The sequence below is a fragment of the Halomonas urmiana genome (genome assembly GCF_005780185.1).
Taxonomy (GTDB): Bacteria; Pseudomonadota; Gammaproteobacteria; order Pseudomonadales; family Halomonadaceae; genus Halomonas; species Halomonas urmiana.
The window spans coordinates 50,019-73,470 of the sequence record NZ_VBUI01000014.1 but is presented as its reverse complement, the minus strand read 5'-3'; the positions used below and the strand labels follow the sequence as shown (position 1 = coordinate 73,470).

The window sequence follows — 23,452 nt, the reverse complement described above, 5'->3', positions numbered from 1 at the left end:
GTCGAGGAGACCGTGATGAAACTGCTCAACCGCTCCGCCCTGAGCGTCAGGCCGACCCGGCACTTCGTGGACTGGATCAATGCTCTCGAACCCACCATGGAAGGGGACGACCTGACCCTGGCCGACGTCGAACGCGAAAGCACCGTCTACCTGATCCCGGAGATGGACACACCCGAAGCCCTGGAGGGCTTCGTGCGCGAACGCTTCCTCGATATCCTCGAGACCGAGCTGCGTGCCTGGGAAGAAGACGAGCGCCAGTGGCCCGAGGCCCTGGACTGGGCACTCTTCCAGCGCTTCCTGCAGGTCGAGCACAGCTACCTGGCCATCGACCTGGACAACGAGGCGGCACTGGAGATCTCCGAGGTGGACGACGCCCTGCTGCTGGAGACCGACCAGGACTGAGGACTGAGGCGCCTGCCCGGCCGTCATTCCGATGACGGCGACTTCGAGAAACCGGCTTCGGCCGGTTTTCGTTTTATGGACCTTCTAGTGACGGAAACAGGATGAGTCGACTCTTCGCGACCCGTCCCGGCGACGATGGCCTGCCGGGCTCGGAGCGGCGCCTGGCGGTGCTAGCACTGATCCTCGGGACCCTGATGGCGGTGGTCGACACCACCATGGTCAACATCGCCTTGCCCACCATCGCCGCCGACCTCGAGGCCTCGCCCTCCCGGGTGGTGTGGGTCACCAACCTCTTCCAGGTGGTCTGCGCCGCCTTCCTGCTGGTCTTCGCCGCGCTCAGCGAGCGGGTCGGGCGCTACCGCCTCTATACGGCCGGGGTGGGGCTCTTCACGCTGGCGGCGCTGGGCAGTGCCCTGTCCCGTGACCTCGAGACCCTGCTGCTGTTTCGGGGCCTGCAGGGGCTCGGCGCGGCGGCGACGCTCTCTATCGGGCCGTCACTCTATCGCTCGATCTTCCCTTCGCGGCTGCTTGGCAGCGCCCTGGGGCTCTCCGCCCTGGTGGTGGCCGGCGGCTATGCGGCGGGGCCGACGATCGGTGGGCTGGTGCTGTCGGTGGCGAACTGGCCATGGCTCTTCGCGCTGCACGTGCCGCTGGGGCTCTGCGCCGCTAGCCTGGCCTGGCGGGCGCTGCCTCGGGAGCCGGGGCGTCGGGAGGACTTCGACTGGCGCGGCGCGCTCTTCGCGGTGGCCATGATGGCCGGGCTCTTCCTGGGCCTCGACGGCGCCGGGCACGGCGTGCCCGGCTGGCAGGTGCTCGCCTGGCTCGGGGGCAGTGCGCTCAGTGCCGGGCTCTTCTTGCGTCGCCAGCGGTGCGCGCGCCATCCGCTGCTACCGCTGTCGCTGTTCGCCGAGCGGCGCTTCTCGCTGGCGGTCTGTGCCTCGGGGCTGGCCTTCGTGGGGCAGGGGCTGGCCTTCGTGGCGCTCTCCTTCCTCTATCAGCAGGAAATGGGCTTCACGCCGCTGCAGACCGCCTGGATGTTCACCCCCTGGCCGCTGGCGATCATGGTGGTGGGGCCGCTGGCGGGCCGCTTCGCCGACCGGGTCAATCCTAGCCTGCTCTCCAGTGCCGGCCTGGTGCTGCTGCTGCTGGGCCTGGCCGCCCTGGCCGGGCTGGACGCCGAGGCGGGCCTGGCCGACAGCCTGTGGCGCACTGCGCTCTGCGGGATGGGCTTCGGCCTCTTCCAGCCCCCCAACAATCGCGAGATGATGGCGAGTGTGCCCCGCGAGCGCAGCGCCCGGGCGTCCGGCGTGATGAGCACCACCCGCACGGTGGGGCAGTCCCTCGGGGTCGCCCTGGTCGGTGCCTTCCTGGCCGCCGGCGCCCCGGTGCAGGCGACGCTCTGGGTCGGAGCCGGGGCCTGCGTGCTGTCGCTCGTGGCGAGCCTCTCGCGGGTCGGCCTGGCCGGGCGGGCCCAGCGCGAGACGCACCGGGCCTGATCGCGGCGGGCGTCGTCTGACCCGCACGGAAGGCGTACAATGGTCCTTTCACTCACCCATCATCGAGACGTCGACATGAGCATCCAGGACACCATCGAAGCCAAGCTCCAGGCCCTCGAGCCCGACTTCTTGGCGGTGGAGAACGAGAGCCACCGGCACAACGTGCCGGCGAATTCGGAGACCCACTTCAAGGTCACCCTGGTCGCTCGCCGCTTCGAGGGACTGATGCCGGTCAAGCGCCACCAGCAGCTCTACGCGCTGCTCGCCGATGAACTGGCCGGCCCGGTGCACGCCCTGGCCCTGCACCTCTTCACGCCCGAAGAGTGGGAGGCCAGCGGCCGGTCGCGCCCCGATTCTCCCGACTGCCGGGGCGGCAGCACCTCGTGATGCCGGAGCCTCAGCGCCTGCAGTACCTGGAGGCCATGGGCCTGACGGCCTGGGTCTCCCGCTACCGCCTGCCCAACGCCCTGCCCACGCCGGGGTGCGAGTGGGCCTCGCCCGAGCCCGAGGTCGCGGCGCCGAAGCCGCCGGGCGAACGTCTGCACGCCCTGCTCGACGAGGCCGCCCAGACCCGGGGCGCCACGCCCCGGGAGGCGCCCGTCGAGCCGGAGCTCCCCCAGCGCCCGCCGGCCGGCCCCCGCAAGGCGCGGGCTCTGCTCGGTGACATGGTGCCCGCCGCCGAGGCGGAGACCGCTCCCGAGCCAGCCGCGGCGCGCCCCGCGCAGCGCACCGGCGAGGCGCTGAGCTTCACCCTGCAGGTGGCCTGCCTCGATGGCCGCTGGCTGATCCTGCTGCCTCAGGAAGCGGCCCCGGCCGCCATCGAGGTACGCCTGTTGCACCATCTCCTGCAAGCCGCCGGCGTGGTGCCCGAGCAGATGCCGGCCTTCGAGGCCTTCCGCTGGCCGCAGGTGGAGGGGCTGCCGGTGGAGGCGCCCCTCGAGGAGGCCCGGGAGGGGCTCCAGGCCTTCCTGGCCGGCCGGCGACGGCGCGGCTGGGTGCCGGAACGGCTGCTGGTGTTCGGCGATGATGCCGTCCTTGATGAGCTGCTCACCCTGGTCGATGCACACTGCCCGCTGCTGGCGCTGCCAGCCTGGCAGGGGCCTGCCTTGGGTGAGCTGGCCGGCAGCGCCGAGGCCAAGCGCGCGCTCTGGCCGCGGATGGCCGACTGGCGGCACGCCTGGGAGGCGGGGCATGCGCCCGACTGAGACCATCTTGCGCCCGCTGGGTATCGACGACTTGGCGGCGCTGGCGGCCCTGGAACAGGCCGGCCAGGGCGATCCCTGGACGCCAAGCCAGCTCGAGGCCACGCTGGCCGATCCCGAGGCACGGGTCATCGGCGTCGAGCGGGGCGCACGGCTGGTGGGGCATGCGATGGTGGTGCGACTGCCCTTCGATGCGGAGCTGCAGGCCATCCTGGTGGCCGACGATCAGCGCCGGCAGGGGCTGGCGGCTCGGCTGCTCGATGAGGTGATCGAAGCGTCGAGGGGCTGGGGCGTCGAACGCCTGCTGCTGGAGGTGCGGGTGAGCAATGCGCCGGCCATCGGTCTCTATCGACGCGCCGGCTTCAACGAGGACGGCCGGCGCCGCGGCTACTATCCACCGCTCGCCGGCCGTGAACGGGAAGACGCGCTGCTGATGTCACTCCCGCTGGCCTGATCCCGCCTCAGCTGGTCGCGGTCGTCTCGACCTCCTCGAACTTGCCCAGCAGGGCGGAGAGGCGACGCTCCCACTCCTCGCGCTCCTGCTTTAGGCGAGCGTTTTCCTCGCGCAGCTCCTCGGCTTCCATCCTCATCAACTCCAGGGCCTCGACGGCGCTGGTGACCTTCTGTTCGAGCTGGTTGAAGAGTTCGATGCTCATCCTGTTCTCCTGACAACATCCTGCTGGTCGGGCTGCGCCCGGTGGGGATTCTCCTGACGGCAGCGTAACCCCGCGGCCGTGGCTCAGCAACCGTCGCCTTCGGGCGACTGACTCTCGGCCGGCCGGCGCCGATAGAGCCGCCCGGTGCTGTCGCCGGCCCGCACTTCGCGATGCAGCTGCCAGGTGCTCGGTACAGCGGGTTCCAGCGAGGACTCGGTCTCGAGATAGATCCAGGCCTCCTCGGCGAGCCAGCCGCCGGCTTCTAGGGCCGCGCAGCAGTCGGCGGCGAGGTCCCGATGGAAGGGCGGGTCGAGAAAGGCCAACGAGAAGGGAGCGGCGGTGCCGGCCAGGAAGGCCTGGGCCTGCGTGGTCAGCAGTATGGCGCGCTCGCTGGCTCCCAGGGTGCCGAGGTTGTCGGCCAGCTGGCGTGCCACCCGGGCGTCGGCCTCGACGAACACCGCCTCCCGGGCGCCTCGTGACAGGGCCTCGAGGCCGAGCGCCCCGGTGCCGGCGAAGAGGTCGAGCACCCGAGCCCCGGGAAGGGCGGCGCTCAGCCAGTTGAAGAGCGTCTCGCGCACCCGGTCGGGGGTGGGGCGCAGCCCGGGGTGGTCGAGCACCGGGAGCTGGCGGCGGCGATAGTCGCCGCCGATCAGGCGCAGCCGTCCGGGGTTCCGGCGTCCCGGGCCCCTGGTCGGGGCGCCGGAGGCCGGGCGGCGGGGCTTGCGGGAGGGAGGACGGCGGCGTGTCATGGGGCGGATTGTAACCGTCGGCTTGTCCACAGTCATGGTGCGCGATGGTAGGATGAGGCGATTCGTTCATCCGTGAGGCGTGATCCCCCCATGTTCGGTTTTCTCAAGCGCAAGAAGAAGCAGGAACAGCAGCAGACGACACCGGAACAGGAGGCCGGGCGCCGGTCGGAAGAGGACGCAATAGCAGACGCAGCACGTTCTGAGGAGGACGAGCCCTCCGCGGCCGCTTCGGCCGCAGACGCGCCCGTGGCAGAGGAGTCCGTCGAGGCGAAGTCCGCCGAGCCCGAGGAGATGCCCGTCGCCGCCGAGGAGGCGACCGCGGCCGAGCCCCGCCCAGCGCCTGAGGAACCCGCGGAAGAGGCGGCACCGCAGGCCGAGCCGGAAGCGGTGACGCCTGAGCCGGCCCCCGAGCCTGTCCTCGAGCCCGAGCCCGAGCCCGAGCCAGCCACCCTGCAGGAGAAGCCGGTCAGCGAGAAGAAGGGCTGGTTCGCGCGCATTCGCGCCGGGCTCGGCAAGACGCGCGCCAACCTCACCGATGGCCTGGCCGACCTCTTCATGGGGCGCAAGCAGATCGATGACGACCTGATGGAGGAGCTCGAGACGCAGCTGCTGATGGCGGACGTGGGCATCGAGGCCACCACCGAGATCATCGACCGACTCGCCGATCGCGTCTCGCGCAAGGAACTCAAGGATCCCCAGGCGCTCTACCGCGCCCTGCAGGAGGAGCTGGCGGCGAGCCTCGAACCGGTCACCGAGCCCCTGGCCCTGCCACCCAAGGGTGAGGGCCCCTTCGTGATCCTGGTGATCGGCGTCAACGGCGTGGGCAAGACCACCACCATCGGCAAGCTGACCCAGCGCTTCCAGCGCGAGGGGCGCAGCGTGATGCTGGCCGCCGGCGATACCTTCCGCGCCGCCGCCGTGGAGCAGCTCAAGGTATGGGGCGAGCGCAACGACGTGCCGGTGATCGCCCAGCACACCGGCGCCGACAGCGCCTCGGTGATCTTCGATGCGCTCTCGGCGGCCAAGGCGCGCGGGGTCGACGTGCTGATCGCCGATACCGCCGGGCGCCTGCACAACAAGGCGCACCTGATGGAGGAGCTGAAGAAGGTCCATCGCGTCATGGGCAAGATCGACGGCAGCGCCCCCCACGAGGTGATGCTGGTGCTCGACGCCGGCACCGGGCAGAACGCACTGGCCCAAGCCTCGACCTTCCACGAGGCGGTGCCGATCACCGGCGTGACCCTGACCAAGCTCGACGGCACGGCCAAGGGGGGCATCATCTTCGCCCTGGCGCGCCAGCTCGGCACGCCGATCCGCTTCATCGGCGTCGGCGAGGGGCTGGATGACCTGCGTCCCTTCGTGGCGCGCGAGTTCGTCGATGCCCTGTTCGACCGGGACCAGGACACGCCCGCGTCATGATCGCCTTCGAGCACGTCGGCAAGCGCTATGGAGGGCGCTATGATGCGCTCGCCAACATCGACTTCCGCGTACGCCGCGGCGAGATGGTCTTCCTGACCGGCCACTCCGGGGCGGGCAAGAGCTCGCTGCTGCGGCTGATCATGCGCCTGGAGCGGCCCAGTCGCGGTCGGGTGCGGGTGGCGGGCCACGACATCGACCGCCTGCACCACAGCCAGATTCCCTTCTATCGCCGCCAGATCGGGGTGGTCTTCCAGGATCATCAGCTGCTCTTCGACCGCTCGATCTACCACAACGTGGCGTTGCCGCTGGAGATCCAGGGCATCGAGCGCCGCGAGGCCGCTCGCCGGGTGCGGGCGGCGCTCGACAAGGTGGGCCTGCTGCATCGCGAGGAGGCTCTGCCCATCGAACTCTCCGGCGGCGAGCAGCAGCGGGTGGGCATCGCCCGGGCGGTGGTCAACAAGCCGGCGCTGCTGCTGGCCGACGAGCCCACCGGCAACCTCGACCCGCAGCTCTCCGCCGATATCATGGGGCTGTTCGAGGACTTCAACCGCATCGGCACCACGGTGATGGTCGCCAGCCATGACCTGGCGCTGATCGCCCGGCTGCGCCACCGCACCCTGCGGCTGAGCGAGGGCCGCCTGGTGGCCGACGAGGAGGTCGCATGAGTCGCCCCGAGCCGTCGCCCCGCGGCGCCCGCACGCATCGGCCGAGAAATGTCCTGCGCTGGCGCGCCTGGGCCCGTCACCACCGCGCCATGGCCGTCGACAGCGCACGCCGGCTGCTGCGCCGGCCCCTGGGCAGCCTGTTGACCATGCTGGCCATCGCCATCGCCCTGGTGCTGCCGGCCGGCCTGTGGCTGACCCTCGACAGCGCCCGCCTGCTCGATGCCCAGCTGGAGCAGAGCGCCACCCTCACCACCTACCTGGACGAGGAGGTCGGCGAGGCCGAGGCCGGGCGCATCGAGCAGGCCCTGGCCGCCCAGGCGGGCGTGGCGTCCACTCGGCTGATCACCGCCGCCGAGGGCATGGCCGAGTTCCAGCAGGCGCTGGGGCTAAAGGACGCCCTGGCGCGGCTCGAGACGAACCCGCTGCCGGCAAGCGTGGTGGTGCGCCCCGCCGATGCCGCCCCCGAGGCGGTGCGCCGGCTCGCCGATGGCCTGGCGGCGGTGCCCGGCGTCGACGAGGTGCGCCTAGATCTCGCCTGGCTGGAGCGCCTGCGCCACCTCGCCGCGCTCGGCCAGCGTGTCACCCTGGCGCTGGGCGTGCTGTTCGCGCTCGGGGTGCTGCTGGTGGTCGGCAACACCATTCGGCTGGCCGTGGAGAGCCGCCGCCAGGAGATCGAAGTGGTTACCCTGATCGGTGCCACCCATGCCTTCGTGCGGCGCCCCTTTCTCTACAGCGGCGCCTGGTTCGGCCTCGGCGGCGGCCTGCTGGCCTGGGGCCTGTTGAGCCTCGGCAGCGACTGGTTGGCGGCCCCGGTCTCCGCCCTGGCGGCCAGCTATGGCGCCAGTTTCGCCCTGCCGCGGCTGGGGGGGGAAGGGTCTACAATATTGTTGGGCTGTAGTACACTGCTTGGCTGGCTGGGTGCCTGGCTGGCCGTGAATCGGCACCTAGCGGAGATCCGACCGCGCTGAGGCAGGCGGCCGGCTGATTCCTCGCAATATGCGAGCATTTTCGGAACTTTCAACGGCTTTTATCGTCGTAGTCAGCGATCACGTACAGCACTATGGGCTTCGAAGGAGACAACCTGCACATGAGCACCAGTCTTCTGCCGGTGGGTCAACTCTCCCCGGGTCATGACCTGAACGGCTACATCCAGGCGGTCAACGGCATTCCCATGCTGACCGTCGAAGAGGAGCGCGATCTCGCCTTCCGGCTTCACGACGAGGGGGACCTGGAGGCGGCTCGCCGCCTGGTGCTGTCGCATCTGCGCTTCGTCGTCTATATCGCCCGCAGTTACTCCGGCTACGGCCTGCCCCAGGCGGACTTGATCCAGGAGGGCAACGTCGGCCTGATGAAGGCCGTCAAGCGCTTCGATCCGAACCAGGGGGTGCGGCTGGTCTCCTTCGCCGTGCACTGGATCAAGGCCGAGATCCACGAGTTCGTGCTGCGCAACTGGCGCATCGTCAAGATCGCCACCACCAAGGCCCAGCGCAAGTTGTTCTTCAACCTGCGCGGCGCCAAGAAGCGCCTGGCCTGGCTGAACAGCGACGAGGTCGAGGCGATCGCCAAGGATCTGGACGTCAAGCCCGAGGTGGTGCGCGAGATGGAGGGTCGCCTGTCGGCCCACGACGCCGGCTTCGATGCCGCGCCCGGCGAGGACGACGAGTCCGCCTACCAGGCGCCGGTACACTTCCTCGACGATGCCAGTGCCGACCCGGCCACCCAGCTCGAGGACAGCGACTGGGAGCAGGACGCCACCCAGCGCTTGCAGACGGCTCTCGCGGCCCTCGATGAGCGTTCGCGAGACATCCTGCAGCGCCGCTGGCTCGGCGACGGCAAGGCTACCCTGCACGAGCTGGCCGACGTCTACGGCGTCTCCGCCGAGCGGATCCGCCAGCTCGAGAAGAACGCCATGAAGAAGATCCGCCAGCAGATCGGGGATGCCCTGGCGGCGTGACAGCGTCAAGCTGAAAGCGCCGAGCTCAGCGACGGGCGGCAGGTGCCAAGGCACACAACGAGAAACCCACCGGATGTCGCATCCGGTGGGTTTCTTCGTTGATACTCTGCATCGCCCAGGCATCATTCTACGGCGCTCGGCGCTCGGCGCTCGGCGCTCGGCGCTCGGCGCTCGGCGCTCGGCGCTCGGCGCTCGGCGCTCTAAGCCGTCTGCGTCGCGGGGCGCAAGAGCTGTGCCGAGAGCAGCGGCCACTGATCGTCCCAGTGTTCGGTGGGGCGGTGGCGGAAGTCGCTGCGCACGTAGCGCGAGATCTGCCCTTCGAGCTGGGCCAGCATCAAGTTGGCGGCGGCGGAGGCCGGCAGGGCGGTGCGGCGTCCCTCGCGCAGTTCGGCCTCGCGCAGCACTTGCTTGAGCTGGGTCTCCAGGCGCTCGAAGAGCTGATGGATGCGAAGGCGCAGTCTGGCCGTCTCGCCGGTCAGGGCGTCGCCGCCGAGCAGGCGCGAGAGGCCCGGGTTCTTCTCGGCGAAGGCCAGCACCAGGGTGAGGATCTGGCCGCAGCGTGGCACCGCCTCGGGGACCTCCTCGAGGATCCGGCCGATGCGCTCGAAGAGGCTCTCTTCGATGAACGCGATCAGGCCCTCGAACATCCGCGCCTTGCTCGGGAAGTGGCGATAGAGCGCCGCCTCCGAGACACCGACCTGGCGGGCCAGTGCGGCCACGGTGATGCGCTTGCCGCTGTCTTCCTCCAGCATCAGCGCCAGGCCCTGCAGGATCTTCTCGCGGCGGCTGGGGGTGTGGGTTTCCTGCGTCATGTGGTTATGTTCTTGTCGGTCGGGTGGATCGGGCCGGCCCCGTGGGGCACGGCTCTTAGGGCCAGCTTCTGTGGCTGGCTCAAGCAAGCCAGGTCACCGGCGTTCAGCTGTCGCTCGGGTCCTGCGGTTCGTCGGTGATCAGGGTGCCGACCCCGGCGTTGGTGAAGATCTCCAGCAGGGTGGCGTGAGGCACGCGGCCGTCGATGATGTGGGCGCTCTTGGCGCCGCCCTTCACGGCCTCCAGGGCGCAACGGATCTTCGGCAGCATGCCGCCGTGGATGGTGCCGTCGGCGATCAGGCCATCCACCTGGTCGGTGGTCAGGCCGGTGAGCACCTCGCCCTCGGCGTTCATCAGGCCGGCCACGTTGGTCAGCAGCATCAGCTTCTCGGCGTCCAGGGCCTCGGCGAGCTTGCCGGCCACCAGGTCGGCGTTGATGTTGTAGCTGCGGCCCTTCTCGTCCACCCCGATGGGAGCGATGACCGGGATGAAGTCGCGGGCGGCGAGCATCTCGATCAGGTCGGTGGAGATATGCTCCACCTCGCCGACGTGGCCGATATCGATGATCTCCGGCGCGGTCATCTCCGGGCTCTGGTGCTCCACCTTGAGCTGGCGGGCGCGGATCTGAGCGCCGTCCTTGCCGGTCAGGCCGATGGCCTTGCCGCCGGACTGATTGATCAGGTTGACGATCCCCTTGTTGACCAGCCCACCTAACACCATCTCGACCACGTCCATGGTCTCGGCGTCGGTGACCCGCATGCCGTTGACGAAGCGCGACTCGATGTTGAGCTTGGCGAGCAGGTCGCCGATCTGCGGGCCCCCGCCATGCACCACCACCGGATTGATGCCGACCTCCTTCATCAGCACCATGTCACGGGCAAAGGAGTCGATCAGGGTGTCCTCGGTCATGGCGTTGCCGCCGTACTTCACCACCACGGTCTTGCCGGAGAAGCGCTGGATGTAGGGCAGCGCCTCGGAGAGCACCTCCACCACCTGGCGCGGGTCGCGGGTCTGTTCGGTCATGTCGGATTCCCTGTCCTGGGTTCGTGTGGCGAGAGTTCGTGTGGCGAACCGCCCCTCATCGGGGTAGTGCGAGCTCGGGCGATACCTGAGCGAGGGCGTCGGCGAAGCGGGCGCGGATACGGGTGAGCGCCGCCTCATCCTTGCCCTCGAAGCGCAGCACCAGCACCGGCGTGGTGTTGGAGGCGCGGCACAGCCCCCAGCCGTCCGGATAGTCGACGCGGATGCCGTCCAGGGTGGTCTTGATGCCGTCGTCGCCGAAGTCGCCCTCCCGCGCGAGCCGGTCCACCAGGGCGAACTTGGTCTCGTCGGTCACGGCGATGTTGATCTCCGGGGTGCCCAGATCCTGGGGGTAGCGGGCGAAGAAGGCATCGGCATCCTGAGCCTCGGGCTGCTTGGCCAGGATCTCGAGCAGCCGGGCCGCGGCGTAGAGGCCGTCGTCGAAGCCGTACCAGCGTTCCTGGAAGAAGATGTGCCCGCTCATCTCGCCGGCAAGCGCCGCGTCGGTCTCCTTCATGCGCGCCTTGATCAGCGAGTGACCGGTGCGCCACATCTCGGGCGTGCCGCCCGCTTCCTCGATCACCCGGGTCAGGTTGCCGGTGCACTTGACGTCGAAGATCACGCGGGCGCCCGGATTGCGCGACAGCATGTCCTCGGCGAAGGCCATCAGCAGGTGATCGGGATAGATCAGCTTGCCGCTCGGGGTGATCACGCCGAGGCGGTCGCCGTCGCCGTCGAAGGCCAGGCCGATGTCGGCGCCGGTCTCCCGGACGGTACGGATCAGGTCCTTGAGGTTCTCGGGCTTGCCCGGGTCCGGGTGGTGGTTGGGGAAGGTGCCATCGATCTCGGCGAACAGCGGAATCGTCTCGGCGCCGAGGCGCTCGACCAGCGTCGGGCCGAGTTCGCCGGCCACGCCGTTGCCGCAGTCGACCACGGCCTTGAGCGGCCGGGAAAGCGTCACGTCGCCGAGGATGCGCGCGAGGTAGGCCTCGCGCACGTCTTCCTGGCGCGTCTGGCCCCGGCCCTCGGCGAGGTCGCCCGTCGCGAGGCGGGTGTGCAGTGCGGTGATCGCCTCGCCGGAGAGCGTCTCGCCGCCGAGCACGATCTTGAAGCCGTTGTAATCCGGCGGGTTGTGGCTGCCGGTGACCATCACGCCCGAGGCGGTGCCCTCGAGCACGTGGGTAGCGAAGTAGAGCACCGGGGTGGGCACCATGCCGACGTCGATGACGTCGCACCCGGTCGATGTCAGGCCGCGGGTCAGGGCCGCGAGCAGCCGTGGCCCGGAGAGGCGGCCGTCGCGGGCGACGACCACGGTGGATTCGCCGCGGGCGCGGGCCTCGCTGCCGATGGCGCGGCCGATCTGCTCGACGCCGGTCTCGGTCAGGGTGTCATCGACGATGCCGCGGATGTCGTAGGCGCGGAAGATCGAGGCGGGTACGGTCTCTATGGTCATGGGGTCCATCCGTTGTGAAGGGAGCGAGAGGCTCAGCGCCGGCCTGAGCTGCCGAAGCCGCCGTCGCCGCGACGGCTTTCGTCGAAGTCGTCGACGATCTCGAGCTCGGCCTGCACCACCGGCACGAGCACGTACTGGGCCAGTCGCTCGAAGGGCTCGATGGTGAAGGGCGCCTGGCCGCGATTCCAGGTGGAGATCATCAGCTCGCCCTGGTAGTCGGAGTCGATCAGGCCGACCAGGTTGCCCAGCACGATGCCGTGCTTATGGCCCAGGCCCGAGCGGGGCAGGATCATGCCGGCGAGGCCCGGGTCGGCGATGTGGATGGCGAGCCCGGTGCGGATCAGCTCGCACTGGCCGGGCGCGAGCGTCAGCGGGGCATCGAGCAGGGCGTGCAGGTCCATGCCGGCGGAGCCGTCGGTGGCATAGCGGGGCATCACGTCGCGCAGGCGCTCATCGAGCAGCTTGACGGCGAGACGCGGGCGTTCTGGGGCGAGAGACATCGGGGCTCCTCGGGGTGTGGTGTCAGGGGGTGTGGCGGGCCGTCAGGCAGGCCAGGGCGCGGCGCATCACCGCCAGGGCGAGGCGGGCCTTAGGCTGGGGCGAGAGTGCCTCGCGGCCCTCGGCCTCGCCGTCGCGCCACATCAGCAGGGCGGCGTTGTGATCGGTGCCGAAGCCGATCTCGGGATCGGAGACGTCGTTGGCGACGATCATGTCCAGCCCCTTGCGGGTCAGCTTGTCCCGGGCATAGGCCTCGAGGTCACGGGTCTCGGCGGCGAAGCCCACCACGAAGGGGCGATCGGCCAGGGCCGCCACCGCGGCGATGATGTCGGGGTTCTTGATCAGGTGCAGGGTGAGATCGTCCTCGCCGTCGACCTTCTTGATCTTGTGCTCAGCGGCCGTCTCGGCGCGGTAGTCGGCCACGGCGGCGCAGCCGATGAAGAGATCGCTGTCGGGCGCCAGCCGCTGGGCGGCCTCGTGCATCTCCCGGGCGCTCTCCACATCGATGCGCTCCACGCCCTCGGGGGTGGGCAGGGTCACCGGGCCGCTGATCAGCCTCACCCTGGCTCCGAGCGAGGCCGCGGCGGCGGCCAGGGCGTAGCCCATCTTGCCGGAGCTGTGGTTGGAGAGGTAGCGCACCGGGTCTAGCGCCTCGCGGGTGGGGCCGGCGGTAATAGTGACGATCAGGCCCTCGGCCTCGGGCGCCTCGGCGGCGTCCCACATCGACGCGACGATCGCCTCGGGCTCCAGCATCCGCCCCGGGCCCACGTCGCCGCAGGCCTGGTCGCCGCTGTCCGGTCCCAGCAGCCGCCAGCCGTCCTGGGCGAGCCGGTCGGCGTTACGCTGTGTGGCGGGGTGGCGCCACATGGCCTGGTTCATGGCCGGGGCCATCACCGTCTCGGCGTCGCTCGCCAGACACAGGGTGGTCAGCAGGTCGTTCGCCAGGCCCTGGGCGAGGCGCGCCATCAGGTCGGCGGTCGCCGGGGCGATCAGGATGGTGTCGGCCCAGCGGGCCAGCTCGATGTGGCCCATGCCGGCCTCGGCCTCGGGGTCGAGCAGCGAGGTGCGCACCGGCTCGCCGGTCAGCGCCTGCAGCGTCAGTGGCGTGATGAAGGCCTGGGCGCCCTCGGTCATGACCACGCGCACCTCGCAGCCGGCCTGCTTGAGCAGGCGGGCGAGCTGGGCGCTCTTGTAGGCGGCGATGCCGGCACTGATGCCGAGCAGGATGCGGCGGCCCGCGTACGGGTGGCTCGCATTCGGGCGGCCGCTGCGCCGTGGGCCGGGCAGTGAAGACATGGTGATATCCGAGCGGGAATCGGGCCTCATACCTTACCATCGGCGCCCGACCTTGCGTAGCCGCCGTCACGACTACACTGATAGTCACCAACGGCGGGCAGGGAGGCCGAGATGTCGATTCGCGACTGGCCGGAAGGGGAGCGTCCCAGGGAGAAACTGCTGGCACTCGGCGTGGAGGCGCTCTCCGACGCGGAGTTGTTGGCGATCTTCCTGCGTGTGGGGGTGGCGGGCCGTTCGGCGGTGGACCTGGCGCGCGACCTGCTGTCGGCCTTCGGCGGCCTGCGGCCGCTGCTCGAGGCCGACCAGGCGCGTTTCTGCGGCGAGCGCGGCATCGGCACCGCCACCTTCGTGCAGCTCCAGGCCACCCTGGAGCTGTCGCGGCGCCACCTCGCGAGCCAGCTCGAGCGCGGTCACGCCTTGACGTCGCCCACGCTGGTGCGCGCCTATCTCGCCGCGAAGCTTCGCCACCTCGGCCATGAGGAGTTCGCCGCGCTCTTCCTCGACAGCCAGCACCGGGTGATCCGCTACGAGTCGCTGTTTCGCGGCACCCTGGACAGCGCCTCGGTCTATCCCCGCGAGGTGGCCAGGCGTGCCCTGGCGCTGAGTGCCGGGGCGGTGATCTTCGCGCACAACCATCCCTCGGGGGTGGCCGAGCCGTCGGATGCCGACCGGCGCATCACCGAGCGGCTGCGCGAGGCGCTCGCGCTGTTCGAGGTTCGCGTGCTGGATCATTTCGTGGTGGGGGATGGGGAGGTGGTCTCCTTCGCCGAGCGCGGCTGGCTCTGAGGGGCCATCGAGATCGGATCATGATAGGAAAAAGGCTCGCGGGTCGCTATAATGCCGCACCGGTTGCGCTGGGCCCTTTGGTACGGGTCCCCGCCTGTCATCGCCGTATGCCGCGCCACCCTCGGGTGTCGCCAGGCCATGCCACGCCCCCATCGGATCATCGCCGCGTCGCTTGCCGATCGTGGCGGTCTCTGGTATAAAGTGCAGCCTTTGAATTCCCTTGGGTCAAATGACAACGGGGTCGTCCCGGTTTGCCCGACAGGTTTTGAACACTCAGGTCTATACACCTGGCCAAGCGGTTGGAGGCTCTCATGTCCAAAGTATGTCAGGTTACCGGCAAACGCCCGGTGACTGGTAACAACGTTTCACACTCCCAGCGCAAGACGCGTCGTCGTTTCGTGCCGAATCTGCATTCCCACCGTTTCTGGGTGGAGTCCGAGAAGCGCTTCGTCAAGCTGCGCGTCTCCTCCAAGGGCATGCGTATCATCGACAAGAAGGGCATCGAGGCGGTGCTCGGCGACATTCGCAAGCGCGGCGAAGCCGTCTAAGCGTTCCACAGGGAGATATCCGTCATGCGCGACAAGATCCGAATGATTTCCAGTGCCGGTACCGGTCACTTCTACACCACCGACAAGAACAAGCGGAACACCCCGGACAAGCTCGAGAAGAAGATGTTTGATCCGACGATCCGCAAGCACGTGATGTACAAGGAAGGCAAGATCAAGTAAGACTGGGTCGCTTCCACCGCAGGTACGAGCCTGTCAGCCTGAACCCGGCCCGATGGTCGGGTTCTTGCGTATCCTCGCTTCTCCGGACGAGACCATGCCCGAGTTGCCCGAAGTCGAGACCACCCGCCGCGGCATCGCGCCCCACGTGGAGGGTCGCGAGATTACCGAGGTGATCGTCCGCCAGGCCCGCCTGCGCGTGCCGGTACCGGCGGACCTGGTCGAGCGCCTGGTCGGGGCGCGGATCGGCACCCTCGCGCGCCGCGCCAAGTACCTGCTGGTGCCGCTGTCGACCCCGGACGCTGTCGGCTCGACCGGCACCCTGCTGTGGCACCTGGGCATGTCCGGCAGCCTGCGGCTCGCCCGCCTCGGCGATCTGCCGAAGAAGCACGACCACGTCGACCTGGTGCTCGACGATGGCGGCATCCTGCGCTACCACGACCCGCGCCGCTTCGGCTTCGTCGACTGGCTGGCCGAGGGCCCGGCGCCGGATGCGCGCCTCGCCCGGCTGGGGCCGGAACCGCTGTCCGACGCCTTCGACGGCGCCCGGCTCTTCGAGATGTCCCGCCGCCGGCGCCTCGCGGTGAAGCCCTTCCTGATGGACCACGCCGTGGTGGTGGGCGTGGGCAACATCTACGCCGCCGAGGCGCTGTTCCTGGCCGGCATCGACCCGCGCCGGGCCGCCGGGCGCATCGCCCGAGAGCGCTACGACCGCCTCGCGGCGGCGGTACGCGAGGTGCTGGCGGCCGCCATCTCCCAGGGCGGCACCACCCTGCGCGACTTCGTCGGCGGCACCGGCGAGCCCGGCTATTTCAAGCAGCGCCTCAATGTCTACGGCCGCGACGGCGAGCCCTGCCGGCGCTGCGGCGCCGAGCTTCGCCTGGTGACCCTGGGCCAGCGGGCCAGCGTGTTCTGCGGCCAGTGCCAGACCTGAACGATCCCTCTTTCCCCTGCGAGACCCCCATGACCCAGCACACCCTGCGCCTGAAGAAGCATGCCGACCGTCGCCTCAAGGCCGGCCATCTGTGGCTCTATTCCAACGAGATCGACATCCAGGCCACGCCGCTCAAGGAGATCGAGGCCGGGGCGCAGGTGGTGGTCGAGGCCGCCAACGGCAAGGGCATGGGAGTGGCCTACGTCAATCCGCACTCGTTGATCTGCGCGCGAATGGTCTCCCGCGACCCCCAGCAAGGGCTCGACCGCTCGCTGCTGGTGCACCGCCTGAACCAGGCGCTGGCCCTGCGTCAGCGGCTCTTCGCCAAGCCCTTTTACCGCCTGGTGCACGGCGAGGGCGACCTGCTGCCGGGGCTCATCATCGACCGCTTCGGCGATGTCGTCGTGGTCCAGCTCAACACCGCCGGCATGCAGGCCGTGGCCGATGAGTTGCTCGATGCCCTGGACAAGGTGCTCTCGCCGGCGGCCGTGGTCTTCCGCAACGACACCAGCGGGCGTCGCCAGGAGGGCCTCGAGGCCAGCGTCGAGGTGGTGAAGGGCACGCTGCCCGACCAGGTGCTGCTGGAGGAGAACGGCGTGCGCTTCGTCGCGCCGGTGCTCGACGGCCAGAAGACCGGCTGGTTCTATGATCACCGGGTCAATCGCACCTGGCTCAACGGCCTGGTGGCCGGCAAGCGGGTGCTGGACCTGTTCAGTTACGTCGGCGGCTGGGGCGTGCAGGCCGCGGCCAGCGGCGCCAGCGAGGTGCTCTGCGTGGATGCCTCCGGCGCGGCCCTCGAGCGGGTCGCAGAGAACGCCACCCTCAACGGCCTGCAGGAGCAGGTGGCGGTGGGCGAGGGCGATGCCTTCGAGGTGCTCGCCGCCCTCAAGGCCGAGGGGGAGGAGTTCGACGTGGTGATCCTCGACCCGCCGGCCTTTATCCGCAAGCGCAAGGACATCCCCAACGGCGAGCGGGCCTACGGCAAGCTCAACCGCGAGGCGATGCGCCTGCTCGGCCGCGATGGCCTGCTGCTCTCGGCCTCCTGCTCCATGCACCTGGCCCCGGAGCGCCTGGTCGACGTGGTGCGCGGCGCGGTGCGCCACCAGGACCGCCAGGGCCAGATCCTCTTCCAGGGCCATCAGGGGCCGGATCATCCGGTGCATCCGGCGATTCCCGAGACCGCCTACCTGAAGGCCCTGGGCGTGCGCGTCTTCCGGGACTAGCTCGCCATGGTGCCCGGGTACGTTCGCGCCTTCGCCCATTCCAATGCGCTGCTGGTCAGCCACGTGCATAACGTGCTGACCGCGGCCGGCATCCCGGTGGAGCTGCGTAACCTGACCCTGGGCGGCGGCGCCGGCGAGCTGCCGCTGGGCGAGTGCGAGCCGGAGGTCTGGGTGGCGCCCCACAACCGCGAGCGGGCCGAGGCGCTGATTCGCCAGGCCCTCCACGGGGGGAGCGAGCGCCCGGCCTGGATCTGTCCCGGCTGCGGCGAGCGCCTCGAGGGCGCCTTCGACACCTGCTGGCACTGCGGCGCCACCCGAGAGGGAGCGGACTAGCCCGGTGAGCGGGCAGGGGAGGTGCCTGTCTCCCGTGCGTGGGAGGCATGGCCGCTCGTTCCTGGCCACAGGGTTTTCTGTAGACGCCTTTTCTCATAGAAGATTTTCTGGTGAAAAAGCCGGCGTTTACTCATCCTTTTTGTTCTTCTGCGTGGACTCTTCGTGTATCGACTGCCTGTGCTGTAATGGAGGAACACCGATTCCGTCACCCCTAGCAGGAGAGTGCCATGCAGATCGCCGTGCCCAAGGAAATCAAGAACCACGAGTACCGCGTCGCCCTGACCCCCTCGGGGGCTCGGGAACTGGTCGGCCGTGGCCACACGGTCACCGTGCAGGCCGGGGCCGGCGAGGGTGCCGGCTTCCATGACGCCGCCTATGAGGCCGCCGGGGCTCGCCTCGAGGCCGACGTGGCCAAGGTCTGGGGTGAGGCCGAGCTGATCCTCAAGGTCAAGGAGCCCCAGGCCGAGGAGGTCGCTCGCCTCACCAAGGGCCAGACGCTCTTCACCTACCTGCACCTGGCCGCCGAGGAGACCCTGACACGCGGGCTGATGACCAGCGGCGCCACCTGCATCGCCTACGAGACCGTCACCGATCGTCAGGGCGGGCTGCCGCTGCTGGCGCCGATGAGCACCGTGGCCGGCCGCATGGCCGTGCAGGCCGGCGCACACAGCCTGGAGAAGGCCCAGGGCGGGGCCGGCGTACTGCTGCCCGGCGTGCCCGGCGTGGCCCCGGCCAAGGTGGCCGTCATCGGCGGCGGCGTGGTGGGCGAGAATGCCGCCCGCATGGCGCTGGGCCTGGGGGCCGAGGTCACGGTGCTCGACACCTCCATTCCGCGCCTCGAGACCCTCGATGACCGCTATCAGGGGCGCATGAAGACCGTCTTCTCCACCGCTGACGCCATCGACGAGGCGGTGCGCGAGTGTGACCTGATCGTCGGCGCCGTGCTGATCCCCGGGGCGGCGGCGCCTAAGCTGATCACCCGTGAGATGCTCGCCGAGATGAAGCCGGGCAGCGTGCTGGTGGACGTGGCCATCGATCAGGGCGGCTGCTTCGAGACCAGCCGGGCCACGACCCATACCGACCCGACTTACCTCGTCGACGGGGTCGTGCACTACTGCGTGGCCAACATGCCTGGCGCCGTGGCGCGCACCTCCACCCAGGCACTGACCAACGCCACCCTGCCGTTCGTGCGGGCGCTGGCCGACAAGGGCTGGAAGCAGGCCCTGGCCGACGACTCGCACTTCGCCGCCGGCCTCAACGTCCACGACGGCCAGGTCACCTATCAAGCGGTGGCGGACGCCTTCGGGCTGGAGCATGTCGCGCCAGAAAAGCTGTTGGACTGAAACCCAGGCGCGCACTATCGAGGCGAGCGGCGCCGGGGGCAGGTCGTAGGGGAGGTCCGAGGACCAGGGATGGTCGAGGTAGCGTACAGGGACGTATTCACAGCGCCTCCCTGGAGACCTGTCGCCGGCAAGCCGCGGATCAGGGCCCGGTTGCCGGTTCAGCCAGCCCGGTCGCCTTGATCGGGGCCTCGCGTTACCATAGCGGCCATTCGAGAGTCAGCAGAGTCCCGCCTTCATGACCGCACCGTCCGACAAGACCCGTGTCCTCACCGGTATCACCACCACCGGCACGCCCCACCTCGGCAACTACGTGGGGGCGATCAAGCCCGCCATCGCCGCGAGCCAGGACCCGACCGTCCAGTCCTACTACTTCCTCGCCGACCTGCATGCGCTGATCAAGTGCCAGGATCCGCGGCGGATACAGGAGTCGCGCCTGGAGATCGCGGCGACCTGGCTGGCGCTGGGGCTGGATACCGACAACGCCATCTTCTACCGCCAGTCGGACGTGCCGGAGATCCCGGAGCTGACCTGGATGCTCTCCTGCGTCTGCGCCAAGGGTCTGATGAATCGCGCTCACGCCTACAAGGCGGCGGTGGCCGAGAACGAGGCCGCCGGCAACCAGGACCCGGACAAGGGCATCACCATGGGACTGTTCGGTTACCCGGTGCTCATGGCGGCGGACATCCTGATGTTCAACGCCCACAAGGTGCCGGTGGGGCGCGACCAGATCCAGCACATCGAGATGGCGCGCGACATCGCCGGGCGCTTCAACCACCTCTACAAGGGGCAGTACTTCACCCAGCCCGATGCGGTGGTGGATGAGCGAGTGGAGGTGCTGGGCGGCCTCGATGGACGCAAGATGTCCAAGAGCTACAACAACACCATCCCGCTGTTCGTCTCGGAGAAGAAGCTGCTGAAGCTGGTCCGCAAGATCAAGACCAACTCCCTGGAGCCCGGCGAGCCCAAGGACCCTTCGAGCTGCACGCTGTTCCAGATCTTCGCGGCCTTCGCGACGGCCGACGAGACCGAGGCCATGCGCGGCGAATACGCCAACGGCATCGGCTGGGGCGAGGCCAAGAATCGCGTCTTCGAGCTGCTCAACGAGCAGCTGCGCGAGCCCCGCGAGCGCTACCAGGCGCTGATGGAGGACCCCGGTCATATCGAGCGGGTGCTGCGCCAGGGCGCCGAGCGGGCCCGGGCCGAGGCGGCGCCCTTCATGGATCGCCTGCGCCAGGCGGCGGGTCTCGGTCGCTTCGTCTAGGCGTCGTCCGGGCGACGCCCATGGTCACGGGCCGGCCCCCTTGGGGTCGGCCCTTTTATTGCCGGATCGAATGAAAACCATACAGGCAATGATTTCACGTTCTTGCCGGGATTCGTTAGGCTGCGTTTCTTTCCCGGGCTCGGCCCGGACGATTCTGGAGGAGTCGCCATGAGTGCTTTCGCCCTGACGAGACGTTCCCGCCTGGCCCTGCCGGCCATCGCCGCCGCGGCTCTGCTGCTGGGCTCGCTGGCGGTGGGATCCGCCTTCGGCGCGCGCCTCGGGGCGCTGATGGTGGTGGGTGGCCTGCTCGGCATGGTGCTCTACCACGCCGCCTTCGGCTTCACCGCCGCCTGGCGGGTCTTCATCACCGAGCGTCGCGGCCGCGGCCTGCGCGCCCAGATGGTGATGCTGGCCATCGCCGTGGTGCTGTTCTTCCCGGCGCTCTCATCCGGCAGCCTGTTCGGCCAGTCCGTCTATGGCTTCGTGGCTCCCATCGGCGTGTCGGTCGTCGTCGGCGCCTTCCTCTTCGGCCTCGGCATGCAGCTGGGCGGCGGCTGTGCCTCGGGTACCCTCTTCACGGCCGGCGGCGGCAATGCCCGCATGCTGGTCACCCTGCTGTTCTTCGTGGTCGGCTCGGTGATCGGCACCGCCCACTTCGCCTGGTGGCAGAGCCTGCCGGCCTTCCAGCCGGTCTCGCTGGTCAAGACCGCCGGCGCCGGGGGCGGCATCGCGATCAGCCTGGCGCTGTTCGCCGCCATCGCGGCCCTGACCGTGGTGATGGAGCGGCGCCGCCACGGCCAGTTGGAGCAGGCGCCCCGGGTCGATGCCGGCAACTGGCGCTGGCTCACCGGTCCCTGGCCGCTGCTGTTCGGTGCCGTGGCGCTGGCGCTGCTCAATTTCGCGACCCTGTCGCTCGCCGGTCGCCCCTGGGGTGTGACCTCGGCCTTCGCGCTCTGGGGCGCCAAGGGCTTCGAGCTGCTGGGCGGCGACGTCGGCCAGTGGGGCTACTGGCAGGCTTCCTGGAACGCCAAGGCGCTGGAGGCCAGCGTGTGGGGCGACATCACCACGGTGATGAATATCGGCATCATGGCCGGCGCCCTGGTGGCGGCCGCCCTGGCCGGCAAGTTCGCGCCCAACTTCCGCATCCCGGCGAGGTCCCTGCTGGCCGCGGTGATCGGCGGCATCCTGCTGGGCTACGGGGCCCGCCTGGCGTTCGGCTGCAACATCGGTGCCTACTTCGGCGGCATCGCCTCTGGCAGCCTGCATGGCTGGGTGTGGCTGGTGGCGGCCTTCGCCGGCAACATGCTCGGGGTGAAACTGCGGCCCTTCTTCTTCGAGGGGCAGGTCGCCCGGGTGCCGGCAGCGAAAGGTTGCTGAGCTCCCCTGTCATCGACATCTCTGGCGCCCCGGCCACCGGTCGGGGCGTCGTCGTTTTCGGCGTGGTAGAGTGTCGCCAATGGCGCCGGGAGAGCGCCAACGGCCCGTTCCAGTCACCCTATCGAGGCGAGAGATGACCATCGAACACAAGCGCCCCCTCTACATTCCCTATGCCGGCCCACCGCTGCTCGAGATGCCGCTGCTCAACAAGGGTAGCGCCTTCACGCGTGAGGAGCGCCTGGAGTTCAACCTGATCGGGCTGCTGCCGCAGAATGTGGAGACCATCGAGGAGCAGGCGGAACGGGCCTATCGGCAGTACAGCCAGTGCCAGAATGACCTCGACAAGCATATCTATCTGCGAGCGATCCAGGACGACAACGAGACCCTCTACTACCGGCTGGTCTCCGAGCACCTCGAGGAGATGCTGCCGATCATCTACACCCCCACGGTCGGCAAGGCGTGCGAGGAGTTCTCCAACATCTACCGCAACCACCGCGGTCTCTTCATCGCCTACCCCGACCGCGATCGCATGGATGACATCCTGCGCAGCGCCACCAAGGACAACGTCAAGGTGATCGTGGTCACCGACGGCGAGCGCATCCTGGGGCTCGGCGACCAGGGCATCGGCGGCATGGGCATCCCCATCGGCAAACTGGCGCTCTACACCGCCTGTGGCGGCATCAGCCCGGCCTATACCTTACCGATCATGCTCGACGTGGGCACCAACAACCAGGCGCTGCTCGACGATCCCATGTACATGGGCTGGCGCCACCGGCGGGTCTCCCAGGAGGAGTACGACGCCTTCATGGCGGAGTTCATCGCCGCGGTGAAGCGCCGCTGGCCCGGCGTGCTGCTGCAGTTCGAGGACTTCGCCCAGGCCAACGCCCTGCCGCTGCTGGATCGCTACCGCGACGAGCTGTGCTGCTTCAATGACGACGTCCAGGGCACGGCCTCGGTGGTGGTGGGCACCCTGATGGCGGCCTGCCAGGCGCGTGACGAGGGCATCGGCCGGCAGCGGGTGGTGTTCGTGGGCGCGGGCTCCGCCGGCTGCGGTATCGCCGAGCAGGTGGTGGTGGCCATGCAGGCGGAGGGGCTGACCGAGAAGGAGGCGCGCTCGCGCATCTACATGGTCGATCGCGAGGGCCTGGTCACCAACGAACAGGCCTGGCTGCGCGACTTCCAGGAGCGCCTCGCCCACGATCCGGCCCTGGTGGCCGAGTGGGATGGCCAGTCGCTGCTCGAGGTGGTCCGCCGCATCGAGCCCACGGTGCTGATCGGGGTCTGCGGCATGCCGGGCATCTTCACCGAGGAGGTGGTGCGCGCCATGCACGCCAACTGCGAGATGCCGCTGATCATGCCGCTCTCCAACCCGACCTCGCGGGCCGAGGCGGTGCCGGAGGACGTGATCCGCTGGACCGACGGCCAGGCCCTGGTGGCCACCGGCAGCCCCTTCCCGCCGGTGGAGTACGAGGGGCGTAGCATCCCCATCGCCCAGTGCAACAACGCCTACATCTTTCCGGGCATCGGCCTCGGTGTGGTGGCGGCCGGAGCGAAGCGGGTCACCGATGCCATGCTGATGGCCTCGTCCCGGGCGCTGGCCCGCGAGGCGCCACTGGTCAAGGAAGGGAAGGGCGCGCTGCTGCCGCCCCTCTCCAAGATCCGGGAGCTCTCCACGGCCATCGCCTTCGACGTGGCCGCCCAGGCCCAAGGCGAGGGCGTGGCGCTGAAGACCAATGGCATCAAGCTGCGCCAGGCCATCGAGCGCAACAGTTGGATGCCGGAGTATCGGCGCTATCGTCGCCGCTCCTTCTGACGCTTCGCCTGGAACGACAAAGGCCCTGCCGGATAAC

At 69.3% G+C, this 23,452-nt stretch carries 26 protein-coding genes; 19 read left to right on the top strand and 7 right to left on the bottom strand.

Annotated elements, in window-relative coordinates; genetic code table 11:
• Window positions 1–15: 15 nt before the first annotated feature.
• The 5 genes from FEI13_RS10305 to rimI all read left to right on the top strand — a co-directional run bounded on the left by FEI13_RS10305 (window position 16) and on the right by rimI (window position 3,554).
• Entirely contained in the window at window positions 16–402 is a 387-nt protein-coding gene (locus tag FEI13_RS10305) for a hypothetical protein (protein ID WP_138181452.1), read from the top strand.
• A gap of 101 nt (window positions 403–503) precedes the next feature.
• Window positions 504–1,898: an MFS transporter gene (locus FEI13_RS10300; protein ID WP_138181451.1), complete on the top strand. Its 1,395-nt coding sequence runs from the start codon at window positions 504–506 to the stop codon at window positions 1,896–1,898.
• 75 nt (window positions 1,899–1,973) lie between these two features.
• Entirely contained in the window at window positions 1,974–2,285 is a 312-nt protein-coding gene (locus FEI13_RS10295) for a BolA family protein (protein WP_138181450.1), read from the top strand.
• Complete coding sequence (locus FEI13_RS19085; RefSeq protein WP_158294539.1) at window positions 2,285–3,103, top strand: hypothetical protein; 819 nt, start codon at window positions 2,285–2,287, stop codon at window positions 3,101–3,103. The genes FEI13_RS10295 and FEI13_RS19085 overlap by 1 nt, the downstream gene beginning before the upstream one ends.
• On the top strand, window positions 3,090–3,554 hold the full coding sequence (rimI, locus tag FEI13_RS10285) for a ribosomal protein S18-alanine N-acetyltransferase (RefSeq protein WP_138181449.1): 465 nt from the start codon (window positions 3,090–3,092) through the stop codon (window positions 3,552–3,554). Before FEI13_RS19085 ends, rimI begins: the two co-directional genes overlap by 14 nt.
• A 7-nt stretch (window positions 3,555–3,561) precedes the next feature.
• Here the strand turns inward: rimI and FEI13_RS10280 are convergent, their stop codons facing one another.
• Both FEI13_RS10280 and rsmD read right to left on the bottom strand, forming a co-directional pair.
• Entirely contained in the window at window positions 3,562–3,756 is a 195-nt protein-coding gene (locus tag FEI13_RS10280; RefSeq protein ID WP_138181448.1) for a cell division protein ZapB, read from the bottom strand.
• Window positions 3,757–3,839: 83 nt separating this feature from the next.
• Window positions 3,840–4,505 (bottom strand): 16S rRNA (guanine(966)-N(2))-methyltransferase RsmD, encoded by a 666-nt coding sequence (gene rsmD / locus FEI13_RS10275; RefSeq protein ID WP_138181447.1) that lies wholly within the window; start codon window positions 4,503–4,505, stop codon window positions 3,840–3,842.
• A 90-nt stretch (window positions 4,506–4,595) separates the two neighbouring features.
• Between rsmD and ftsY the strand changes: the two genes are divergently transcribed.
• The 4 genes from ftsY (at window position 4,596) to rpoH (ending at window position 8,543) form a co-directional block, all read left to right on the top strand.
• Window positions 4,596–5,924 (top strand): signal recognition particle-docking protein FtsY, encoded by a 1,329-nt coding sequence (ftsY, locus tag FEI13_RS10270; protein ID WP_138181446.1) that lies wholly within the window; start codon window positions 4,596–4,598, stop codon window positions 5,922–5,924.
• Window positions 5,921–6,589 carry a cell division ATP-binding protein FtsE gene (gene ftsE / locus FEI13_RS10265; protein ID WP_138181445.1) on the top strand — a complete coding sequence of 223 codons (669 nt, stop codon included), beginning with the start codon at window positions 5,921–5,923 and terminating at the stop codon, window positions 6,587–6,589. The genes ftsY and ftsE overlap by 4 nt, the downstream gene beginning before the upstream one ends.
• A complete protein-coding gene (gene ftsX, locus FEI13_RS10260) occupies window positions 6,586–7,557 on the top strand; it encodes a permease-like cell division protein FtsX (RefSeq protein WP_138181444.1) in 972 nt (323 codons plus the stop codon). The genes ftsE and ftsX overlap by 4 nt, the downstream gene beginning before the upstream one ends.
• 119 nt (window positions 7,558–7,676) lie before the next feature.
• Window positions 7,677–8,543, top strand: coding sequence for an RNA polymerase sigma factor RpoH (gene rpoH, locus FEI13_RS10255; RefSeq protein WP_138181443.1), 867 nt, complete (start codon window positions 7,677–7,679; stop codon window positions 8,541–8,543).
• A 200-nt stretch (window positions 8,544–8,743) separates the two neighbouring features.
• Here the strand turns inward: rpoH and slmA are convergent, their stop codons facing one another.
• The 5 genes from slmA to coaBC all read right to left on the bottom strand — a co-directional run bounded on the left by slmA (window position 8,744) and on the right by coaBC (window position 13,620).
• On the bottom strand, window positions 8,744–9,355 hold the full coding sequence (slmA, locus tag FEI13_RS10250; RefSeq protein ID WP_138181442.1) for a nucleoid occlusion factor SlmA: 612 nt from the start codon (window positions 9,353–9,355) through the stop codon (window positions 8,744–8,746).
• A gap of 103 nt (window positions 9,356–9,458) precedes the next feature.
• Window positions 9,459–10,376, bottom strand: coding sequence for an acetylglutamate kinase (gene argB / locus FEI13_RS10245; protein WP_138181441.1), 918 nt, complete (start codon window positions 10,374–10,376; stop codon window positions 9,459–9,461).
• A gap of 55 nt (window positions 10,377–10,431) precedes the next feature.
• Window positions 10,432–11,826 (bottom strand): phosphomannomutase/phosphoglucomutase, encoded by a 1,395-nt coding sequence (locus FEI13_RS10240; RefSeq protein ID WP_138181440.1) that lies wholly within the window; start codon window positions 11,824–11,826, stop codon window positions 10,432–10,434.
• Between the two features lie 32 nt (window positions 11,827–11,858).
• Complete coding sequence (dut, locus tag FEI13_RS10235; protein WP_138181439.1) at window positions 11,859–12,326, bottom strand: dUTP diphosphatase; 468 nt, start codon at window positions 12,324–12,326, stop codon at window positions 11,859–11,861.
• 22 nt (window positions 12,327–12,348) lie between these two features.
• The gene (gene coaBC, locus FEI13_RS10230; protein ID WP_138181438.1) at window positions 12,349–13,620 is read right to left on the bottom strand and encodes a bifunctional phosphopantothenoylcysteine decarboxylase/phosphopantothenate--cysteine ligase CoaBC; all 1,272 of its coding nucleotides are present in this window, start codon (window positions 13,618–13,620) and stop codon (window positions 12,349–12,351) included.
• 111 nt (window positions 13,621–13,731) lie between these two features.
• On the opposite strand from coaBC, the gene radC reads away from it, so the two are divergent.
• The 10 genes from radC (at window position 13,732) to FEI13_RS10180 (ending at window position 23,415) form a co-directional block, all read left to right on the top strand.
• Window positions 13,732–14,406, top strand: coding sequence for a RadC family protein (radC, locus tag FEI13_RS10225; protein ID WP_138181437.1), 675 nt, complete (start codon window positions 13,732–13,734; stop codon window positions 14,404–14,406).
• Window positions 14,407–14,717: 311 nt separating this feature from the next.
• A complete protein-coding gene (gene rpmB, locus FEI13_RS10220; protein WP_040184989.1) occupies window positions 14,718–14,954 on the top strand; it encodes a 50S ribosomal protein L28 in 237 nt (78 codons plus the stop codon).
• Between the two features lie 24 nt (window positions 14,955–14,978).
• Window positions 14,979–15,134, top strand: a complete 156-nt coding sequence (rpmG, locus tag FEI13_RS10215) for a 50S ribosomal protein L33 (protein ID WP_071944136.1) — start codon at window positions 14,979–14,981, stop codon at window positions 15,132–15,134.
• A gap of 94 nt (window positions 15,135–15,228) precedes the next feature.
• Entirely contained in the window at window positions 15,229–16,065 is an 837-nt protein-coding gene (gene mutM / locus FEI13_RS10210) for a bifunctional DNA-formamidopyrimidine glycosylase/DNA-(apurinic or apyrimidinic site) lyase (RefSeq protein WP_138181436.1), read from the top strand.
• Window positions 16,066–16,094: 29 nt separating this feature from the next.
• Complete coding sequence (locus FEI13_RS10205; protein WP_138181435.1) at window positions 16,095–17,288, top strand: class I SAM-dependent rRNA methyltransferase; 1,194 nt, start codon at window positions 16,095–16,097, stop codon at window positions 17,286–17,288.
• 6 nt (window positions 17,289–17,294) lie between these two features.
• Complete coding sequence (locus FEI13_RS10200) at window positions 17,295–17,621, top strand: putative signal transducing protein (RefSeq protein WP_138181434.1); 327 nt, start codon at window positions 17,295–17,297, stop codon at window positions 17,619–17,621.
• Between the two features lie 227 nt (window positions 17,622–17,848).
• The gene (ald, locus tag FEI13_RS10195; protein ID WP_138181433.1) at window positions 17,849–18,964 is read left to right on the top strand and encodes an alanine dehydrogenase; all 1,116 of its coding nucleotides are present in this window, start codon (window positions 17,849–17,851) and stop codon (window positions 18,962–18,964) included.
• A 235-nt stretch (window positions 18,965–19,199) separates the two neighbouring features.
• Window positions 19,200–20,225 carry a tryptophan--tRNA ligase gene (trpS, locus tag FEI13_RS10190; protein WP_138181432.1) on the top strand — a complete coding sequence of 342 codons (1,026 nt, stop codon included), beginning with the start codon at window positions 19,200–19,202 and terminating at the stop codon, window positions 20,223–20,225.
• A gap of 168 nt (window positions 20,226–20,393) precedes the next feature.
• Window positions 20,394–21,602: a YeeE/YedE family protein gene (locus FEI13_RS10185; RefSeq protein WP_138181431.1), complete on the top strand. Its 1,209-nt coding sequence runs from the start codon at window positions 20,394–20,396 to the stop codon at window positions 21,600–21,602.
• Between the two features lie 133 nt (window positions 21,603–21,735).
• Window positions 21,736–23,415 (top strand): NAD-dependent malic enzyme, encoded by a 1,680-nt coding sequence (locus FEI13_RS10180; protein ID WP_138181430.1) that lies wholly within the window; start codon window positions 21,736–21,738, stop codon window positions 23,413–23,415.
• Window positions 23,416–23,452: the final 37 nt, after the last annotated feature.

What these genes read in the sequence shown, in the direction of transcription:
- FEI13_RS10295 (WP_138181450.1), top strand. Translation starts at nt 1,974, where the DNA reads ATGAGCATCCAGGACACCATCGAAGCCAAGCTCCAGGCCCTCGAGCCC.
- FEI13_RS10185 (WP_138181431.1), top strand. Translation starts at nt 20,394, where the DNA reads ATGAGTGCTTTCGCCCTGACGAGACGTTCCCGCCTGGCCCTGCCGGCC.
- ald (WP_138181433.1), top strand. Translation starts at nt 17,849, where the DNA reads ATGCAGATCGCCGTGCCCAAGGAAATCAAGAACCACGAGTACCGCGTC.
- rsmD (WP_138181447.1), bottom strand. Translation starts at nt 4,505, where the DNA reads ATGACACGCCGCCGTCCTCCCTCCCGCAAGCCCCGCCGCCCGGCCTCC.
- rpoH (WP_138181443.1), top strand. Translation starts at nt 7,677, where the DNA reads ATGAGCACCAGTCTTCTGCCGGTGGGTCAACTCTCCCCGGGTCATGAC.
- radC (WP_138181437.1), top strand. Translation starts at nt 13,732, where the DNA reads ATGTCGATTCGCGACTGGCCGGAAGGGGAGCGTCCCAGGGAGAAACTG.
- ftsX (WP_138181444.1), top strand. Translation starts at nt 6,586, where the DNA reads ATGAGTCGCCCCGAGCCGTCGCCCCGCGGCGCCCGCACGCATCGGCCG.
- FEI13_RS10200 (WP_138181434.1), top strand. Translation starts at nt 17,295, where the DNA reads ATGGTGCCCGGGTACGTTCGCGCCTTCGCCCATTCCAATGCGCTGCTG.
- rpmG (WP_071944136.1), top strand. Translation starts at nt 14,979, where the DNA reads ATGCGCGACAAGATCCGAATGATTTCCAGTGCCGGTACCGGTCACTTC.
- FEI13_RS10300 (WP_138181451.1), top strand. Translation starts at nt 504, where the DNA reads ATGAGTCGACTCTTCGCGACCCGTCCCGGCGACGATGGCCTGCCGGGC.
- rpmB (WP_040184989.1), top strand. Translation starts at nt 14,718, where the DNA reads ATGTCCAAAGTATGTCAGGTTACCGGCAAACGCCCGGTGACTGGTAAC.
- FEI13_RS10205 (WP_138181435.1), top strand. Translation starts at nt 16,095, where the DNA reads ATGACCCAGCACACCCTGCGCCTGAAGAAGCATGCCGACCGTCGCCTC.
- FEI13_RS10305 (WP_138181452.1), top strand. Translation starts at nt 16, where the DNA reads ATGAAACTGCTCAACCGCTCCGCCCTGAGCGTCAGGCCGACCCGGCAC.
- dut (WP_138181439.1), bottom strand. Translation starts at nt 12,326, where the DNA reads ATGTCTCTCGCCCCAGAACGCCCGCGTCTCGCCGTCAAGCTGCTCGAT.
- FEI13_RS10180 (WP_138181430.1), top strand. Translation starts at nt 21,736, where the DNA reads ATGACCATCGAACACAAGCGCCCCCTCTACATTCCCTATGCCGGCCCA.
- FEI13_RS10240 (WP_138181440.1), bottom strand. Translation starts at nt 11,826, where the DNA reads ATGACCATAGAGACCGTACCCGCCTCGATCTTCCGCGCCTACGACATC.
- mutM (WP_138181436.1), top strand. Translation starts at nt 15,229, where the DNA reads ATGCCCGAGTTGCCCGAAGTCGAGACCACCCGCCGCGGCATCGCGCCC.
- trpS (WP_138181432.1), top strand. Translation starts at nt 19,200, where the DNA reads ATGACCGCACCGTCCGACAAGACCCGTGTCCTCACCGGTATCACCACC.
- rimI (WP_138181449.1), top strand. Translation starts at nt 3,090, where the DNA reads ATGCGCCCGACTGAGACCATCTTGCGCCCGCTGGGTATCGACGACTTG.
- coaBC (WP_138181438.1), bottom strand. Translation starts at nt 13,620, where the DNA reads ATGTCTTCACTGCCCGGCCCACGGCGCAGCGGCCGCCCGAATGCGAGC.
- slmA (WP_138181442.1), bottom strand. Translation starts at nt 9,355, where the DNA reads ATGACGCAGGAAACCCACACCCCCAGCCGCCGCGAGAAGATCCTGCAG.
- argB (WP_138181441.1), bottom strand. Translation starts at nt 10,376, where the DNA reads ATGACCGAACAGACCCGCGACCCGCGCCAGGTGGTGGAGGTGCTCTCC.
- FEI13_RS19085 (WP_158294539.1), top strand. Translation starts at nt 2,285, where the DNA reads ATGCCGGAGCCTCAGCGCCTGCAGTACCTGGAGGCCATGGGCCTGACG.
- ftsY (WP_138181446.1), top strand. Translation starts at nt 4,596, where the DNA reads ATGTTCGGTTTTCTCAAGCGCAAGAAGAAGCAGGAACAGCAGCAGACG.
- FEI13_RS10280 (WP_138181448.1), bottom strand. Translation starts at nt 3,756, where the DNA reads ATGAGCATCGAACTCTTCAACCAGCTCGAACAGAAGGTCACCAGCGCC.
- ftsE (WP_138181445.1), top strand. Translation starts at nt 5,921, where the DNA reads ATGATCGCCTTCGAGCACGTCGGCAAGCGCTATGGAGGGCGCTATGAT.